The sequence below is a fragment of the Reyranella sp. genome, assembly GCF_044224635.1.
GTDB lineage: Bacteria > Pseudomonadota > Alphaproteobacteria > Reyranellales > Reyranellaceae > Reyranella.
On record NZ_JBGAKA010000022.1, the window covers coordinates 42690 to 58361 of the forward strand.

Annotated in this window: 16 protein-coding genes; 13 read left to right on the forward strand and 3 right to left on the reverse strand. The window is 67.3% G+C overall.

The window, feature by feature from the left end; all coding sequences use genetic code 11:
* The first annotated feature begins 49 nt into the window (after positions 1–49).
* On the forward strand, positions 50–1648 hold the full coding sequence (locus ACILR9_RS19635) for a gamma-glutamyltransferase family protein (RefSeq protein WP_395711648.1): 1599 nt from the start codon (positions 50–52) through the stop codon (positions 1646–1648).
* Positions 1649–1817: 169 nt separating this feature from the next.
* Here ACILR9_RS19635 and ACILR9_RS19640 read toward each other — a convergent pair whose 3' ends face one another.
* A complete protein-coding gene (locus tag ACILR9_RS19640; RefSeq protein WP_395711649.1) occupies positions 1818–2153 on the reverse strand; it encodes a DUF4286 family protein in 336 nt (111 codons plus the stop codon).
* Between the two features lie 74 nt (positions 2154–2227).
* Between ACILR9_RS19640 and ACILR9_RS19645 the strand changes: the two genes are divergently transcribed.
* The 7 genes from ACILR9_RS19645 (at position 2228) to ACILR9_RS19675 (ending at position 9532) form a co-directional block, all read left to right on the forward strand.
* Positions 2228–3826 carry an ABC transporter substrate-binding protein gene (locus ACILR9_RS19645; protein ID WP_395711650.1) on the forward strand — a complete coding sequence of 533 codons (1599 nt, stop codon included), beginning with the start codon at positions 2228–2230 and terminating at the stop codon, positions 3824–3826.
* Positions 3827–4128: 302 nt separating this feature from the next.
* Positions 4129–5064, forward strand: coding sequence for an ABC transporter permease (locus ACILR9_RS19650; protein WP_395711651.1), 936 nt, complete (start codon positions 4129–4131; stop codon positions 5062–5064).
* Complete coding sequence (locus tag ACILR9_RS19655; protein WP_395711652.1) at positions 5030–5896, forward strand: ABC transporter permease; 867 nt, start codon at positions 5030–5032, stop codon at positions 5894–5896. Before ACILR9_RS19650 ends, ACILR9_RS19655 begins: the two co-directional genes overlap by 35 nt.
* Complete coding sequence (locus ACILR9_RS19660) at positions 5893–6885, forward strand: ABC transporter ATP-binding protein (RefSeq protein WP_395711653.1); 993 nt, start codon at positions 5893–5895, stop codon at positions 6883–6885. The genes ACILR9_RS19655 and ACILR9_RS19660 overlap by 4 nt, the downstream gene beginning before the upstream one ends.
* On the forward strand, positions 6878–7852 hold the full coding sequence (locus tag ACILR9_RS19665) for an ABC transporter ATP-binding protein (RefSeq protein ID WP_395711654.1): 975 nt from the start codon (positions 6878–6880) through the stop codon (positions 7850–7852). The genes ACILR9_RS19660 and ACILR9_RS19665 overlap by 8 nt, the downstream gene beginning before the upstream one ends.
* Before the next feature lie 144 nt (positions 7853–7996).
* Entirely contained in the window at positions 7997–8272 is a 276-nt protein-coding gene (locus ACILR9_RS19670) for a type II toxin-antitoxin system HicB family antitoxin (protein WP_395711655.1), read from the forward strand.
* Positions 8273–8317: 45 nt separating this feature from the next.
* Entirely contained in the window at positions 8318–9532 is a 1215-nt protein-coding gene (locus tag ACILR9_RS19675; RefSeq protein ID WP_395711656.1) for an adenylate/guanylate cyclase domain-containing protein, read from the forward strand.
* A gap of 48 nt (positions 9533–9580) precedes the next feature.
* Here the strand turns inward: ACILR9_RS19675 and ACILR9_RS19680 are convergent, their stop codons facing one another.
* The gene (locus ACILR9_RS19680) at positions 9581–10381 is read right to left on the reverse strand and encodes a hypothetical protein (RefSeq protein ID WP_395711657.1); all 801 of its coding nucleotides are present in this window, start codon (positions 10379–10381) and stop codon (positions 9581–9583) included.
* The gene (locus ACILR9_RS19685) at positions 10378–10500 is read right to left on the reverse strand and encodes a hypothetical protein (RefSeq protein WP_395711658.1); all 123 of its coding nucleotides are present in this window, start codon (positions 10498–10500) and stop codon (positions 10378–10380) included. Before ACILR9_RS19685 ends, ACILR9_RS19680 begins: the two co-directional genes overlap by 4 nt.
* Before the next feature lie 70 nt (positions 10501–10570).
* On the opposite strand from ACILR9_RS19685, the gene ACILR9_RS19690 reads away from it, so the two are divergent.
* From ACILR9_RS19690 to ACILR9_RS19710, 5 genes are all read left to right on the forward strand, one after another.
* The gene (locus ACILR9_RS19690; protein ID WP_395711659.1) at positions 10571–11287 is read left to right on the forward strand and encodes a TetR family transcriptional regulator; all 717 of its coding nucleotides are present in this window, start codon (positions 10571–10573) and stop codon (positions 11285–11287) included.
* Between the two features lie 88 nt (positions 11288–11375).
* Entirely contained in the window at positions 11376–12701 is a 1326-nt protein-coding gene (locus tag ACILR9_RS19695) for an ABC transporter substrate-binding protein (protein ID WP_395711660.1), read from the forward strand.
* Between the two features lie 41 nt (positions 12702–12742).
* Entirely contained in the window at positions 12743–13672 is a 930-nt protein-coding gene (locus ACILR9_RS19700; protein ID WP_395711661.1) for a carbohydrate ABC transporter permease, read from the forward strand.
* Positions 13673–13691: 19 nt separating this feature from the next.
* On the forward strand, positions 13692–14543 hold the full coding sequence (locus tag ACILR9_RS19705) for a carbohydrate ABC transporter permease (RefSeq protein ID WP_395711662.1): 852 nt from the start codon (positions 13692–13694) through the stop codon (positions 14541–14543).
* Positions 14544–14547: 4 nt separating this feature from the next.
* Positions 14548–15639, forward strand: a complete 1092-nt coding sequence (locus tag ACILR9_RS19710; protein ID WP_395711663.1) for an ABC transporter ATP-binding protein — start codon at positions 14548–14550, stop codon at positions 15637–15639.
* Positions 15640–15672: the final 33 nt, after the last annotated feature.

The following is a 15672-nucleotide window of genomic DNA, read 5'->3' on the forward strand; positions in this document are numbered from 1 at the left end:
GCGGCTCCGACCGGGCACGATCCGCGCGACCTTGAAGAGGGAAGCGAGAATGTTGCAACACGGCAAGCGTCCGACAATCGCATCGCGGCACGGCGTGGTCGCTGCCGCCCATCCCCTGGCGGCGGCGGCGGGCGCACGCGTGCTGGGCAACGGCGGCAACGCCTTCGACGCGGCGGCCGCGACGGCGGCGACGCTGAACGTGGTCGAGCCCTACATGTCGGGCCTCGCTGGCCTCGGCATGGCGACCTGCTACATCGCCGCCGAGAAGCGCGTGCGCTCGCTCGATTACATGACGCACATCCCCTACGAGTTCCCGCTCGAGCGGCTGAAGCGGCGCGAGGACGTGCTGCGCGGGCCGGTCGCCGTCGGCGCGCCGGGCAATCTCGGCGGCTGGTGCGAGATGGTTTCGGCCTACGGCACCAGGAAGCTCAGCGAGCTGTTCGCCCCGGCGATCGCCATCGCGCGCGACGGCTTCTCGATGATCGAGTTCAATGTCGAGGAGATCAGCGGCGCCACCGGCGAGCTCAGCGGCCACAGCGCGCTCTATCCCGAATGGTCGCGCACCTATCTCGAGGGCATCTCGGGCGGCCGGCCGCAGATCGGCGCGGTGCTGAAACAGCCCGACCTCGCGACGACCTACGAGGCGCTGGCGGCGCACGGTCCCGCCCTTCTCTACGGCGGCGAGCTCGGCAAGAGGATGCTGGCCCGGCTCAGCGAGCTCGGCGGCTGCCTCACCATGGACGACCTGATGGCGACCAAGCCGAAATGGGTCGATCCTGTCTCCGCCGACTATCGCGGCCGCACCATCCACGTGCCGCCGCCGCCCTGCGAGGCGTTCCAGTACCTGCTGACCCTGCGCATCCTCGAAGGCTTCGATCTGGCGAAGATGCAGCGCAACGGCACTGACCATATCGACACCGTGCTGCGCGCCATCCGCCTCGCCGCCGGCGTGCGTATCAAGACCGGCGTGCCGTCGACACAGAAGCTCGCCGAGCTGCTGTCGGACGGCCATGTCGAGGGCCTGCGGGCGCGGGTGCGCGACGGCAAGCCGGTGAACGGGCCGACCGAGCAATGGACGCCGGGTGCCGACGAGGGTCATACGACGTCATTCTCGATCGCCGATCGCGACGGCAACATGGTGTGCGTGACCCAGAGCCTGGGCAGCGTGTTCGGCTCGGGCGTGGTGGTGCCGGGCACCGGCGTCTGCCTGAACAATTTCCTCTACTGGGCCGACGTCAATCCGGCGAGCCCCAACCGGGTGAAGCAGGGCGACTACATGCCGATCTGCGTCGCGCCCTCGATCGTCACCCAGGACGGCACGCCGGTGCTGGCGCTCGGTACACCGGGCAGCTACGGCATCCTGCAGACACAGCCGCAGGCCATGGTGCAGTACATCGATTTCGGCTTGCCGCTGCAGCAGGCGATCGAGGCGCCGCGCGCCCGTCTGACCGACGGTCGCGCCGTGCTGCTCGAATCACGTGTCGACGCCCAGGTGCGCGACGAGCTGCGCGGCCGCGGCCACGACCTCGCGAGCGGCCCCGAGTGGACCATGAAGGTCGGCGGCATGCAGGGCGTCGCCCGGGACGCCGGCGGCACCTTCACCGGCGGCTGCGACCCGCGCCGCGACAGCTACGTGGTGCCGGCGTAGCGGTCTCCCTCCTCCCCAGCGAAGCTGGGGAGGTGTCGCGTTATACGCGACGGAGGGGTCATGAGTCATGGGAGAGGGTTGAGCTTGAGGCTCATGACCCCTCCGTCGCCGTATGACGGCGACACCTCCCCAGCTTCGCTGGGGAGGAGAATGAGTCCTGCTTCTGCGCCTACGTCGCGTTCGGCAGCACCACGCGGGTCTGCGAGCGGACGTGCGGGGCAAAATGTGCCCAGCCGCGCATCGCCAGGAATTGCGGCGTCTCCGTCGCAGCAGGCGATTCGAGCTCGTAGACCGTCGTGTAAAGCCGCCGCTGGTGAGTGGTGCGCTGGCCGTGGTCGCTTTCGGAGGTGTCGCCGGTGGCGAGATAGCGACGACCGGACACCACGCCCGGGCAGGCGAGCACGTCGGGCACGTGCACCGCATCGTACCAGCGATTCCATTCGGCCTCGACGGCCGGCTCGACCTCGGCAGTGACGATCATGAGACAGTTTGGCAGTTCGGCCATGGCCATTCCCCTTGCACTGGAGCGTCCGGCACGATGGAATGCCGGCAAGGGAGAATTCTCAAGAGGGATGGTCGATGCGTAAACTGGTTTGGCTGGCGGCGGCCGCGTTCGCCGTTTGGGGCGTCGGTATTGCCGGTGCCCAGCAACAGGAGACGCCGCGCAAGGGCGGCACGATCCGCATGACGGCGCCCTATGCCGCGAGCTTCGGCAGCCTCGATCCGCACACCACGCCGCGGGCCCAGGACGACATCGTCAACAAGGCGATCCATCGCACGCTCTACAACTGGGATTCCAAGGACGGCAAGCTGGTGCTCGAGCTTGCCAAATCGGTGACGCCGTCGGCGGACGGGCTCACCTACACCTACAAGCTGCGCGACGACGTCTATTTCCACAACGGCCGCAAGATGACGGCCGACGACATCGTCTGGTCGTACACGCGCATCATGGATGGCAGCAAGGGATACCCCCCGGCCCGTTACGTGCGCATCATCAAGGGGGCGGTCGACGTCGAGAAGGGCCAGGCGAAGGAGATCGCCGGCCTGAAGAAGATCGACGACTTCACGCTCGAGATGACGCTGACCGACCGTGTCGACCCGGGCTACTCCTTCTTCGTCGGCTCGACGGCGATCCTGCCCAAGGAGGAGGTCGAGAAGGGCAACTTCGCCGCCAATCCCGTCGGGCTCGGGCCGTACAAGTTCAAGGAGCACATCCCGGGCTCGCGCGTCGTCGCCGAGCGCTTCGACAAGTTCTACAAGCCGGGCAAGCCCTACGCCGACAAGTTCGAGGTGCTGATCATGGCCGAAGCGGCTGCGCGCGACGTGGCCTTCCGCAACAAGGAGATCGACACCTCGATTCTGGGACCGGCGCAGTATGTTGCGTATCGCGACGATGCGCAGCTCAAGAACGGCATCCTCGAGGTGCCCGAGATGTTCACCCGCGCCCTCACCTTCAATCACAGCCACAAGCCGTTCGACGACAAGCGGGTGCGCCAGGCAATCAACCACGCCATCGACACCGATCTGATCATCAAGCGGCTGGTCAAGGACAAAGCCTACCGCGCGGTGAGCTGGCTGCCGCTGTCCTCGCCGGCCTTCGACAAGAGCTTCAAGCCCTACGCCTACGATCCGGAGAAGGCCAAGAAGCTGCTGGCCGAGGCGGGCCTGCCCAACGGCTTCGAGTTCGAGCTGACGACAAGCCAGAACGAGAGCTGGGGCCTGCCGATCGTCGAGGCGATCATCCCCATGCTGGCCAGGGTCGGCATCAAGGTGAAGCCCAAGCTGGTCGAGGTGACGGTGCTGACCGACATCGCCCTGAAGGGCGAGCATCAGGCCTATATCGGCTCCAACCTGACGGGCCCCGATGCGCTCACGACCATGCGCGCCTACTACTCCAAGACGCCGCGCACCGCCGGCAACGTCACCGGCTTCAGCAGCCCGGCCTTCGACAAGCTGTTCGAGGAGGCCGCGACGACCATCGACCCGGCCAAGCGCACCGACCTGCTGCGCCAAGCCAACAACCTGATCTACGACGAGGCGCCGGTGTGGTTCTTCAACTACAACAAGGCAGTGCTGGCCTACCAGCCGTGGATCCACGGCCTGCAGGCCAACCCGACCGAGATCACCCATCAGTATCCCGAGGACATCTGGGTCGACCAGCGCTCGCCTGCGAAGTGAGTTTGCGTCTCGGAGGCCCCCTCCCCAAAGGAAGCTCGGGGAGGGGAACCTCATTCATATGCGCATGACCCTATGACTGGATGCTCCACGTTGCAGCCGACGCGAAACAGCCGCTTCGGATTCGATGACTTGCACGCCGCTCGCGCGACAAACACCATGTCATCCCGAGCGCAGCGAGGGATCTTTGAGGCAACAGGAAAGATCCCTCGCTGTGCTCGGGATGACAACATTGTCGGCCGTACCGGCCGGGTAGATGGGGGCGACGACAACTCCTCCCCAGCGAAGCTGGGGAGGAGGTAAGAGTGCTCCTCGTCCTCGCCCGCCGTCTCGGCAATGTCGTGCCCACCGTGCTCGCCGTCGTGGCGCTGGTGTTCCTGCTGTTCAGCGTGCTGCCCGGCAGCTTCATCTCGGGCATGAACGAGGACGGCCGGTCGGTGATCGATCCCGCCGTCATGGAGCGCATGCGCAAGGAGATGGGGCTCGACGACCCGCTGCATGAGCGCTTCCTGAAGTATGTCGGCAAGGTTGCCACCGGCGACCTCGGCACCTCGTTCCGCACCCGCGAGCCGGTGACCAAGCTGATCAGCGCGCGCATCTGGCCGTCGCTCAAGCTGGTGCTGGCCGCCATGGCGTTCGCCATCTCAGTCGGCGTCACGCTGGGCTTCCTGGCGGCGCTCAAGCCGGGCAGCCTGATCGACACCGTGTCGATGGTCACCGCCATCTCCGGCCTCAGCCTGTCGCAGTTCTGGTTCGGGCTGATGCTGATGTACCTCTTCGCCCTCACCCTGAACTGGCTGCCGAGCTTCGGCTATGGCGACGGCGGCATCCGCAACCTGATCCTGCCGGCGATGGCGCTGGGCGTCGGCCCGATGGCGCTGCTGGCCCGCACCACGCGCGCCGCCGTGCTCGACGTGCTCAACGCCGATTTCGTGCGCACCGCGCGCAGCAAGGGCATGAGCGAGCCGCGCGTGGTCAAATGGCACGTCCTGCGCAACGCGCTGGTGCTGGTGATCACCATCGTCGGCCTGCAGTTCGGCTCGCTGATGGGCCAGGCGGTGGTGGTCGAGAAGCTGTTCGCCTGGCCGGGCGTCGGCTCGCTGATGGTCGATTCGGTGTTCCAGCGCGACATGCCGGCGGTCCAGGGCTGCATCCTGCTGATCGTGCTGTTCTTCCTGTTCATCAACACGCTGGTCGACCTCGCCTATGTCGTCATCGATCCGCGCATCCGCTACGGCTGAGGTGTCCCAGGTGAAGTGGGGTTCCAACACCTGGGTCGGCGGCACCCTGGTCTCGGTCGCGATCGGCGTGGCGATCCTCGCGCCCTGGATCGCCATCACCGATCCGGTGATGGACGCCAACCTGATGAATGCCGAGCTGCCGCCGTCGTGGGAGTTCCCGTTCGGCACCGACGCGCAGGGCCGCGACATCTACTCGCGCATCTGCTACGGCGCGCGCATCTCGCTCACCGTCGGCGTGGTGAGCCAGATCTGCAACAGCCTGATCGGCGTCACGCTCGGCCTCACCGCCGGCTACTGGGGCGGCTGGTGGGACGACATGGTGAGCGGCCTCACCAACCTGATGCTGGCCATCCCCTCCCTGGTCTTCGCGCTCGCCATCATGGCGATCCTGGGTCCCGGCCTGGTCAGCCTGGTGATCGCGCTCGGCCTCACCAGCTGGTCCTACTCCTGCCGCATCGCCCGCGCCCAGGTGCTGTCGCTGAAGAGCCAGGGCTACATCCAGGCCGCCCGCATCCTGGGCTACGGCGACCTGCGCATCATGTTCACCCAAGTGCTGCCCAACATCCTGGGGCCGCTGATCGTCATCGCCACCCTCGGCATGGGCGGCGCCATCCTGGCCGAGGCGGCGCTCTCCTTCCTCGGCCTCGGCATCCGGCCGCCCTTCCCGAGCTGGGGCAGCATGCTGTCCGAGGCGCGCGACCAGATCCGCGCCGCGCCATGGCTCTCGGTGTTCCCGGGCCTCGCCATCTTCTTCACCGTGCTCGGCCTCAACCTCCTGGGCGACGGCCTGCGCGACATCCTCGACCCGCAATCGACGACGCGCCGCGCATGACTCCGCCGCCGCTCGCCGCCCCTCTCCTGCAGGTCGAGAACATGCGCATCGCGCTGGCCGGCGCCGGCGCAAGTCACAATGCCGTCGAGGAGGTCTCGTTCGAGATCGGCCGCGGCGAGGCGTTCGGGCTGGTGGGCGAGTCCGGCTGCGGCAAGAGCATCACCGCGCTCGCCGTCATGGGCCTGCTGCGCCGCCCGCTGTCGCTGGCCGGCGGGCGCATCGTGCTCGACGGCGAGGAGATCCAGGACGCCAGCGCCGCGGAGATGCGCCGGCTGCGCGGCAAGAAGATCGGGATGATCTTCCAGGAGCCGATGACGGCGCTCAACCCGCTGTCGCCGGTCGGCCGGCAGATCGCCGAGATGTTCGTGCTGCACCAGGGCGCGTCGTGGAACGAGGCGATAGACCGCGCCGAGGAAGCGCTGCGCCAGGTCCACGTGCCGTCGCCCGAGCGGCGCATCCGAGACTACCCGCACCAGCTCTCCGGCGGCATGCGCCAGCGCGTCATGATCGCCATCGCGCTCGCCTGCGAGCCCGCTCTGCTGATCGCCGACGAGCCGACCACCGCGCTCGACGTCACGGTGCAGGCCGAGATCATCGACCTGATGCGCGAGCTGTGCGCCGCCAAGGGCACGGCGATCCTGATGATCAGCCACGACCTCGGCCTGGTCGCCAACATGTGCCGGCGCGTCGCCGTGATGTATGCCGGCCGCCTCGTCGAGGCGCAGGGCGCCGAGGCGATCTTCGCCACGCCGCGCCATCCCTACACGCAGGGCCTGGTCGATTCCCTGCCGCGGCTCGGCGAGCGCGCGCGCCGCGGCCGCCAGCGGTTGCGCGAGATCGCCGGCGTGGTGCCGACCATCTCCGCCTATCCGTCGGGCTGCCGCTTCAACCCGCGCTGCTCCGCGGCGAGCGAGGTCTGCCGCGCGACGGCGCCCGAGATCACCTCTCTGCCGGACGGCGGGCTGGTGCGGTGCCACCACCATGGCTGAGCCACTCCTGGAACTCAGCGATCTCGCGGTGCACTTCACCGTGGGCAACGCCTTGCGCGGCGGCGTCAAGACCCTGAAGGCGGTCGACGGCGTCACGCTCGACGTCAAGCCGGGCGAATGCCTGGGCCTGGTCGGCGAATCGGGCTGCGGCAAGTCCACGCTTGCCCTCGCCATCATGGGGCTGGTGCCGCCGACCAGCGGCGAGGTCTCGCTGAACGGCCATTCACTCAGGGCGCGCGATCGCATGGAGACGGCGCGCACCGTGCAGATGGTGTTCCAGGACCCCTACGCCTCGCTCAACCCGCGCCAGACGGTGCGCCGCACGTTGGCCGATCCGCTGCGCCTGCACGGCGTCACCGGCAAGAGCGAGCTCGCCGACCGGGTGATGGACATGATGGCCAAGGTCGGCCTCAGGCCCGACCATGCCGACCGCTACCCGCACGAATTCTCGGGCGGCCAGCGCCAGCGCATCGGCATCGCTAGGGCGCTGATCCTGCAGCCCAAGCTGGTGATCTGCGACGAGCCGGTGTCGGCGCTCGACGTCTCGATCCGCGCCCAGATCATCAACCTGCTGCTCGAGCTCAAGGACGAGATGGACCTTGCCTACATCCTGATCAGCCACGACCTCGGCGTCGTCGAGCATGTCAGCGACCGCGTCGCCGTCATGTATCTCGGCCGCATCGTCGAGCAGGGCGGCTGGCAGGAGATCTTCGAGAACCCGCGTCATCCCTACACGCGCGCCCTGATCGCGGCGATCCCCGATCCGTTCCATCGCGCCGACGCGCTGGCCGCCCGCTCCAAGGCGCACGGCGAGATTCCCAGCGCGCTCAATCCGCCGCCCGGCTGCCCGTTCAACCCGCGCTGCCCGATGAAGGCCGACCGCTGCACGCGCGAGCGGCCGCTGCTGGAAACGGTGACGCCCGGCCATGCCGCCGCGTGTCACTTCCGCAACAGCGCGGCAGGCTGATCGGCTCTGCCGGGGAAGGGTCATGGTCTTCCGGGCCGCGTGCGTTCCGCGCGCTCATGAGCTCGAGCGAGCGGGACGCTCGCGGTCCGGCGGAGTTTGATCCAGATCAATGCCTCCTTCCGAGCCCCGCCAAAGCATGTCCATATGAAAGGTACGGATATGCTGGACGCCTGCTACTACTCGCTGATCGAGCGGGTCGACGATGGACGGTTCGTCGGTTGGATTCCGGATCTGCCCGGCGTGACTGCAGCCGGATATACCGAGGACGAGACAGTGCGCGCGCTGTCGCGCAACACCCGCCAATATCTCGGCAAGCTGGTGCTCACGGGAAAGCCCTTGCCGACGCCGCGCACGGTCGACGAGCTGCCGTGCAGCCGCGGCCACCGCATCCTGCGACGTCTCTTGCTGATCGTCGGATAGGTCGTCGGCCTCGACGGGAGCGCGCTCGCGCCCCATATGGACGGCATGCAAAGAAGAGAAGTCGGCCGCATTGCCGATTGGCTGGTCCGGCGCGGCCTGGAGGGTGTTGCTGAAACCGATCTGCTGCGCGAGTTCTGCGACAAGTGCATCGCGGCCGGCCTTCCCCTCGCACGCGCCCTCGTCGTCATCGATACCTTGCATCCGGTGCACGAAGGAACGGTCTTCCGCTGGCGCAACGACAATATCGAGGAGGAAGCGGCGATCCAGTATGGCCGCACCACCGAAGGGTCGGCCGCGGGATCCTGGCAGCGCAGCCCGTTCTATCAGATGCTGCAGACCGGCGGCGAGGAGCTTCGCCGGCGCATCGCATTCGGCGACCCGATCGATTTCCCTTCCGTCCAGGAGATGAGGGACGCCGGCCACACCGACTATGTGGCCTTCGTGCATCGCTTCGCGGGGGACGGCACCATCGGCGAGATGGATTGCGTCTATTCAGGCTGGTCGACGCGGCATCCGTCCGGCTTCGACGATACCGACCTGTCGGCCCTGCGGCGCTTCGTGCCGGCGCTCGGGCTGGCCATCAAGAGCGCGGCGCTGGCGCGCATCGCCGATACACTGGTCGAGGTCTATCTCGGCCGCGATGCCGGCCGGCGCGTGCTCGAGGGCCGCATCCAGCGCGGAGTTGCCGACCGCATCGATGCGGCGCTGTGGTTCTCCGACCTGCGCAGCTACACCACCATCACCGACTCGGCGCCGCCGGGCGAGATCATCCCGCTGCTCAACGACTATGCCGAAGCCGTGATCACCGCGATCTACGAGGCCGGCGGCGACGTGCTGAAGCTGATCGGCGACGGCACCCTCGCCCTGTTCCGCGCCGACGACCCGGCCGAGGCGAGCCGCCGCGCGCTCATGGCAGAGGAGATCCTGCGCACCCGCCTGCACGAGCTCAACGAGCGTCGCCGGGCCGAGGAACGGCCGACCACCTCGGTCTATATCGGCCTGCATGTCGGCGAGGTGTTCTACGGCAATATCGGCAGCAACGAGCGGCTCGACTTCACCGTCGTCGGACCGGCCGTCAACGAGACCAGCCGCATCGCCTCGATGTGCCGCTCGGTCGACCGGCCGATGCTGGTCTCGGCCGATTTCGCCGACGCCCTGCCGCCCGAGGAACGCGCCCGCCTGGTCTCGGTCGGCCGCTTCGCCCTGCGCGGCGTCGGCCGCGCCAAGGAGCTGTTCACGCTCGATCCGGAGCTGATGTAGGGCGGTCTTCGCCGCGGGCGCGCACAACGCCGTCAGCGTCGGGTGTGCTCACAGCGTCCAGTTGGCGCGTTCGTAGGCGATGGCGAAGCCGGTGCGCTGGATGTTGGAGAAGCTGGGATGCGGTTCGCCGGCGAGCGGCTTGCCGGTCTCGGTAGCGAACAGGCGGACGCCCAGCGCCAGCCCGTCGGCCAGACGGCGGGCCAGCAGGGCGCTCTGGCCGCCGCGGCGGCGGGCGTCGGGCTGCACGGCACCGATGCCCAGCCAGCCCCGCTCCCCGGCGACGTACATCGCGGCTCCGCCGACAATCCTGTCGCCGTCGCGCGCCACATAGGCATGCCAGCCGGCACGCCCGACGATGGCGGCAAGCCACGGCGCCAGGCTCTGCGGCATGCCGAAGCCCGCCACCACCGCGCCGCCAAACGCCATCGCCTCCGCAGGCGCTGCCGGCGCGACGACGAGAGCGGTGTCCGGCGTCTGTGCCGGCTCGGGCCCGCGCGCGAACTTGACCCACACGCGCTCGACCCGTTTCAGGCCGAGGCTGTGCGCCCGCCGCTCCAGCGCCGCGGCGCGGCGACCGGGCGCGATCTGCAGGTAGCCATTGGCCAGGCCGGCGGCGCGAAAGCGACTGGCGGCCGTGTCGAACGCCTCGCCGTCGTCGGCGCCGAGGCCGCCGCCGATCAGCCGGTTGAACTGGTAGTGATCGATGCGCCGGCACATCGCCAGCAACGGCCCGCCGAGCTCAGCCGTCTCCAGCCCGACCGCCTGGGCGAAACCCGCCGGCGCCGCTGCGCAATAGTCGCGCCAGGCATCGATCTCGATCTGCTCGAGAGCATCGGTCGCGCCCGTCATGTCGTGGCTCCCTGGACGTCGGCAAGAGCGAGCATCGCCCCGAACCGCGCCGATGCCGCGTCATCGCAGCGAACCTCGCCGTCGAGGTGCGCCGGAGTGAGCGCCAGGGTGGTCGTCACGGCGGTCTCCTTACAGTGTAAGCCTGGCGAAACCCATAGCCTTACGGCGTAAGCTCGGCAACAATGGCGCATGACCAGGCGATCACGTTCGCGCGAGCCGCAACCTGGCGCCGGCCGCCTCGATCGCGAGACGGTGATCGACGCCACCCTGGCGCTGATCGCCGCCGCGGGCATCGACGGCCTCAGCATGCGCCAGCTCGGCCGCGCGCTGGGCGTCGAGGCGATGTCGCTCTACCACTGGTTCCCGTCCAAGGAGCGCCTGCTCGACGCCGCCGCCGACCGCCTGCTGGCACAGGTGATCGTGCCGCCGACGCCAACCGCGGCGAGCTGGCGCGACTGGCTGATCGCGGTCGGGCAGTCGTACCGCCGCGTCGGGCTCGCCCAACCGCGGGCTTTTCCGCTGCTGGCGACGCGGCGCCTGCTGTCGCCCGGCGCCACGGCCTTCCTGCGCGCCAACATCGCCGCCCATCTCGCCGCAGGTTTCAGCGTTCGCGAGGCGCTGCGGGCGACGCGCAGTCTCGGCGCCTTCGTCAACGGCATGGTGCTGGCCGAGGTGGCGCCCACGCCAACGATCGCCTCGCCTGCCGCCACGCCCGCGCGGCGCGAACCGCTCGACGGGCGGCAGTGGGGCGAGACCGTGGCGGCGCTGCGCGCGCCCGCGCTCGACGGCGCCTTCGACTACGGGCTCGCCTGCCTGCTGGACGGGCTCGAGCGCCGGCAACCGGGCGTCGGCCGCCGATTGCACGCATTGCGCGAACCCGGCGCTCGCCCGCAAAAACTCCGCTGAACCGCTTGCGCCGTCCGCTTCGTGATGCGTACGATGCATCAATAAACAAGCCGTCCAATGAGATGGCAGTCTTGGGAGGAAAAATCAGATGTCGAAGACCAAGCGTCGTAGCGTGCTTAAGCTTGCCGGCGGTGCGGCTGCTGCCTCGATGGGCGGCATGGCGGGCATCCTGGCCACCGGCCGGGCCCCAGCCTATGCCCAGCAGAAAACCGTGCACTGGCTCAAGTGGGTCGATTTCGTTCCCGCCACCGACCAGATGTTCAACAAGGAAATGATGCCGGCGGCCGAGAAGGCGCTCGGCATCAAGATCAAGCTCGAGACGGTGAACGGCAACGACCTGCAACCGCGCATCACGTCGGGCATCCAGTCGGGCGCCGGGCCCGACCTCATCATGTCGTTCAACAGCTACACCCATCTCTACGCCAACAGCGTCGTCGATCTCAGTGCGCTGGCCGAGGAGGTCGGCAACCGGGAAGGCGGCATCTACAAGTATGCCCGCGCCATCTGCTCCGACGGCAAGGTCTTCATGGGCATGCCGTGGGCGGTGATCGGCGGCATGATCGCCTACCGCAAGTCGTGGCTCGACGAAGTCGGCGTCACCAAGTTCCCCGACACCTGGGAAACCTATCGCGATGCCGCCAAGAAGCTGAAGGCCAAGGGCCATCCGTTCGGCCAGACGCTCGGCCACACGTTCGGCGATGCGCCGGGCTTCACCTATCCGTACCTGTGGTCGTGGGGCGGCAAGGAGGTCGAGGCCGACGGCAAGACGGTCGTGCTCAACACCAAGGAGACGATCGAGTCGGTCAAGTTCATGCAGGGCCTGTGGAAGGACGGCATGGACGAGGGCGGGCTGGCGTGGGACGACACCAACAACAACCGTGCCTTCCTGTCGCAGACCATCTCGGCGACGCTGAACGGCGCCTCGATCTACATCGAGACGCTGCGCAAGCCGGATCAGTACAAGACGGCCGACGGCAAGCCGATGAACACCGACATCCTGCATGCCCCGCTGCCCAAGGGGCCGGCCGGCCAGTTCGGCTTCCATCTGCTGCAGTCGAACATGCTGATGAAATATTCAAAGAACCAGGACGCGGCGAAGGAGTTCCTGAAGTACCTCCACACCGAGGCCAACTACCGGAAGTTCTTCGAATCGCAGAAGGGCTTCGCGACGCCCTGCACGGTCAAGTGGGAATCCGACAAGCTGTGGGATGTCGACCCCGTGATGACGCCCTACAAGGTCGCGGCCAAGCTCGGCCAGGCGCCGGGCTTCGCCGGCCCGCCGAACGCCAAGGCCCAGGAAGGCCTCAGCAAGTACATCATCACCGACATGTACGCCAAGGCGGTGCAGGGCATGCCCGCCGAGGAGTCCGTGAAATGGGCCGAAAGCGAGCTGAAGAAGATCTATTCCGCATAGCTCGTCGCGATCGTCGGCACAGCAGGATCGGCAGGTAGCACATGGCAGTGACCGCAGTCTCGGGCCTGGAAGCTCGTCGCCCTGTCCCGCGACTGCGGAAACTCGAGGACGAGCGCTGGCTCGCCCTTGCCCTGCTGATGCCGACGGCGATCCTGCTCGGCCTGTTCATCGCCTACCCCTTCTTCGAAGGCGTGCTGCTGTCGTTGACCAGCCAGCGCGTCGGCATCCCCGGCGAGTTCGTCGGCCTGCAGAACTTCGTCAAGGTCTGGAACGACAGCATCTTCCGGACCACGGTCTGGAACACCTTCTGGTATACGGGCGTCACGACGGTGTTCAAGCTGGCCCTCGGCCTGTGGCTGGCGATGCTGCTCAACCGGCACTTCAGGGGCAAGGCGCTGATCCGTGCCTTCATCCTGCTGCCCTTCATCATTCCCACGGTGCTGTCGACCTTCGCCTGGAAGTGGATGTTCGACCCGACTTTCAGCGTCATCAACTGGACGCTGTTCCAGCTCGGCTTCATCTCGCAGCGCATCAACTGGCTGGGCGATCCTGACCTCGCCATGACGTCGATCATCGTGGTCAACATCTGGCGCGGCGTGCCGTTCTTCGCGATCAGCCTGCTGGCCGGGCTGCAGACCATCAGCCCCGAGCTGAACGAGGCCGCGGCGATCGACGGCGCCCGGCCGTGGAACCGCTTCTGGTACGTCACCTGGCCGCTGCTGCTGCCGGTCACCATGGTGGTGATGCTGTTCTCGGTGATCCAGACCTTCGCCGACTTCCAGCTCGTCTACGTCATGACCGGCGGCGGGCCGGCCAACGCCACGCATCTCTTCGCGACCTACGCCTACCAGCTCGGCATCGGCACCGGCCTGCTGTCGGAGGGCGCCGCGATCTCGCTCGCCATGTTCCCGTTCCTGTTCGTCATCGTGGTGGTGCAACTCATCTATATCCGCCGAGTCGAAACCCGATGAGCTGGGAGTCCCGCCGACCATGATCGAAGGTGCCGCCTGGAGACGCTGGGTCTTCTACAACATCCCGCTGATCCTGTTCGTCTTCGTCCTGCTGTTTCCCTTCTACTGGATGATCATCACGACCTTCCGGCCCGACGGCGAGCTCTACCTGCCGTGGAACGCGAAAAACTACCAGCCGTTCTGGACCAACAATCCGACACTCGAGCACATCAAGTATCTGTTCGAGGAAACCACGTTCGCACGCTGGATGCTGAACACGATGTTCATCGCGCTGGTGTCGACGGTCATCTCGCTGTTCTGCGGCGTGCTCGCGGGCTATGCCTTGGCGCGCCTCAACTTCCCCTATGCCGGCAGCCTCGGCACGGTGATCTTCATCACCTATCTGGTGCCGCAGACGCTGCTGTTCATCCCGCTCGCCCAGATCATCCGCAACTTCGAGCTCGGCGATACGCCGTGGTCGCTGATCCTGACCTATCCGACGTTCCTGATCCCGTTCTGCACCTGGCTGATGATGGGATACTTCAAGGCCATTCCCAAGGAGCTCGAGGAGTGTGCCCGCATCGACGGCGCCTCGCGCTGGAAGGCGATGCTCTACATCATCATCCCGGTCGCGGTACCCGGCATCCTGTCGTCGGGCATCATCGCCTTCACCCTGTCGTGGAACGAGTTCATCTACGCCCTGGTGTTCCTGTCCTCGCCCGACCAGAAGACCGTGCCGGTCGGCGTCACGTCTGAGCTGATCCGCGGCGACGTGTTCTTCTGGGGGCCGCTGATGGCCGGGGCCCTTCTGGGCTCGATCCCGGTGGCGATCGTCTATTCGTTCTTCGTCGAGCACTACGTCTCGGGCCTCACCGGCTCGGTCAAGGGATAGGGTCATGGCTGAGGTCTTAGTCCGCAAGCTCAACAAGAAGTTCGACATCACCCACGTGGTGAAGGACGTCGATCTCGAGATCCACGACAAGGAATTCGTGGTTTTCGTCGGGCCGTCGGGCTGCGGCAAGACCACGACCTTGCGCATGATCGCCGGCCTCGAGGCGGTGACATCGGGCGAGATCCTGATCGACAACGCGGTGGTCAACGAGGTGCCGCCGATGGATCGCGACATCGCCATGGTGTTCCAGAACTACGCGCTCTACCCGCACATGAGCGTCGCCGGCAACATGGCGTTCGGCCTGAAGATGCGGAAGTTCGCGAAGAGCGAGATCGAGACGCGCATCAAGCGCGCCGCCGACATCCTGGGCATCGGCGACCTGCTCCATCGCAAGCCCCGCCAGCTGTCCGGCGGCCAGCGCCAGCGCGTGGCGCTGGGGCGTGCCATCGTGCGGGATCCCAAGGTGTTCCTGTTCGACGAGCCGCTCAGCAACCTCGACGCCAAGCTCAGGGTGCAGATGCGGGTCGAGCTCAAGAAGCTGCACGAGCGGCTGGGCACCACGGCGATCTACGTCACCCACGACCAGGTCGAGGCGATGACCTTGGGCGACCGGGTGGTGGTGATGAAGGACGGCGTCGTCCAGCAGGTCGGCGAGCCGCTCGAGCTTTACAACGCCCCCGCCAACCGCTTCGTCGCGGGCTTCATCGGCTCGCCGGCGATGAACTTCGCCGAGGTCACCCTGTCGGCCACCAACGGCACGTTGTGGGCAGTGGCACCGGGCTTCAAGATCGGCCTGCCCGCCGCGCTCGCCCAGCGAGCCGCCAGCCATGCCGGCAAGCCGGCGACGGTCGGCATCCGACCGGAGGATCTGCACATCGCCGCTGCCGGCGACCCGCCCGAGCTATGCTTCGAGGTCGAGGCCGAGGTGGTCGAGCAGCTCGGCTCGGAGATCCTGCTCGACACGCGCGCCGGCGAGACCACCTTCGTCGCCAGCGTCGAGCCGACCCTGCGGGTGCGCATCCACGACCGCCTCAGGCTGGCGATGAACCCCAACCGCCTCCACCTGTTCGACGCCAGGACCGAAGCGGCGATCTAGTCGGAAACGCCTGACGCAAAAAGACCCCTCGGC

Excerpts from the sequence above, each read along its gene's own strand:
- ACILR9_RS19655 (WP_395711652.1), top strand. The coding sequence starts at position 5,030 with ATGTCGTCATCGATCCGCGCATCCGCTACGGCTGAGGTGTCCCAGGTG.
- ACILR9_RS19645 (WP_395711650.1), top strand. The coding sequence starts at position 2,228 with ATGCGTAAACTGGTTTGGCTGGCGGCGGCCGCGTTCGCCGTTTGGGGC.
- ACILR9_RS19660 (WP_395711653.1), top strand. The coding sequence starts at position 5,893 with ATGACTCCGCCGCCGCTCGCCGCCCCTCTCCTGCAGGTCGAGAACATG.
- ACILR9_RS19680 (WP_395711657.1), bottom strand. The coding sequence starts at position 10,381 with ATGACGGGCGCGACCGATGCTCTCGAGCAGATCGAGATCGATGCCTGG.
- ACILR9_RS19640 (WP_395711649.1), bottom strand. The coding sequence starts at position 2,153 with ATGGCCGAACTGCCAAACTGTCTCATGATCGTCACTGCCGAGGTCGAG.
- ACILR9_RS19695 (WP_395711660.1), top strand. The coding sequence starts at position 11,376 with ATGTCGAAGACCAAGCGTCGTAGCGTGCTTAAGCTTGCCGGCGGTGCG.
- ACILR9_RS19700 (WP_395711661.1), top strand. The coding sequence starts at position 12,743 with ATGGCAGTGACCGCAGTCTCGGGCCTGGAAGCTCGTCGCCCTGTCCCG.
- ACILR9_RS19675 (WP_395711656.1), top strand. The coding sequence starts at position 8,318 with ATGCAAAGAAGAGAAGTCGGCCGCATTGCCGATTGGCTGGTCCGGCGC.
- ACILR9_RS19665 (WP_395711654.1), top strand. The coding sequence starts at position 6,878 with ATGGCTGAGCCACTCCTGGAACTCAGCGATCTCGCGGTGCACTTCACC.
- ACILR9_RS19710 (WP_395711663.1), top strand. The coding sequence starts at position 14,548 with ATGGCTGAGGTCTTAGTCCGCAAGCTCAACAAGAAGTTCGACATCACC.
- ACILR9_RS19690 (WP_395711659.1), top strand. The coding sequence starts at position 10,571 with ATGACCAGGCGATCACGTTCGCGCGAGCCGCAACCTGGCGCCGGCCGC.
- ACILR9_RS19670 (WP_395711655.1), top strand. The coding sequence starts at position 7,997 with ATGAAAGGTACGGATATGCTGGACGCCTGCTACTACTCGCTGATCGAG.
- ACILR9_RS19705 (WP_395711662.1), top strand. The coding sequence starts at position 13,692 with ATGATCGAAGGTGCCGCCTGGAGACGCTGGGTCTTCTACAACATCCCG.
- ACILR9_RS19635 (WP_395711648.1), top strand. The coding sequence starts at position 50 with ATGTTGCAACACGGCAAGCGTCCGACAATCGCATCGCGGCACGGCGTG.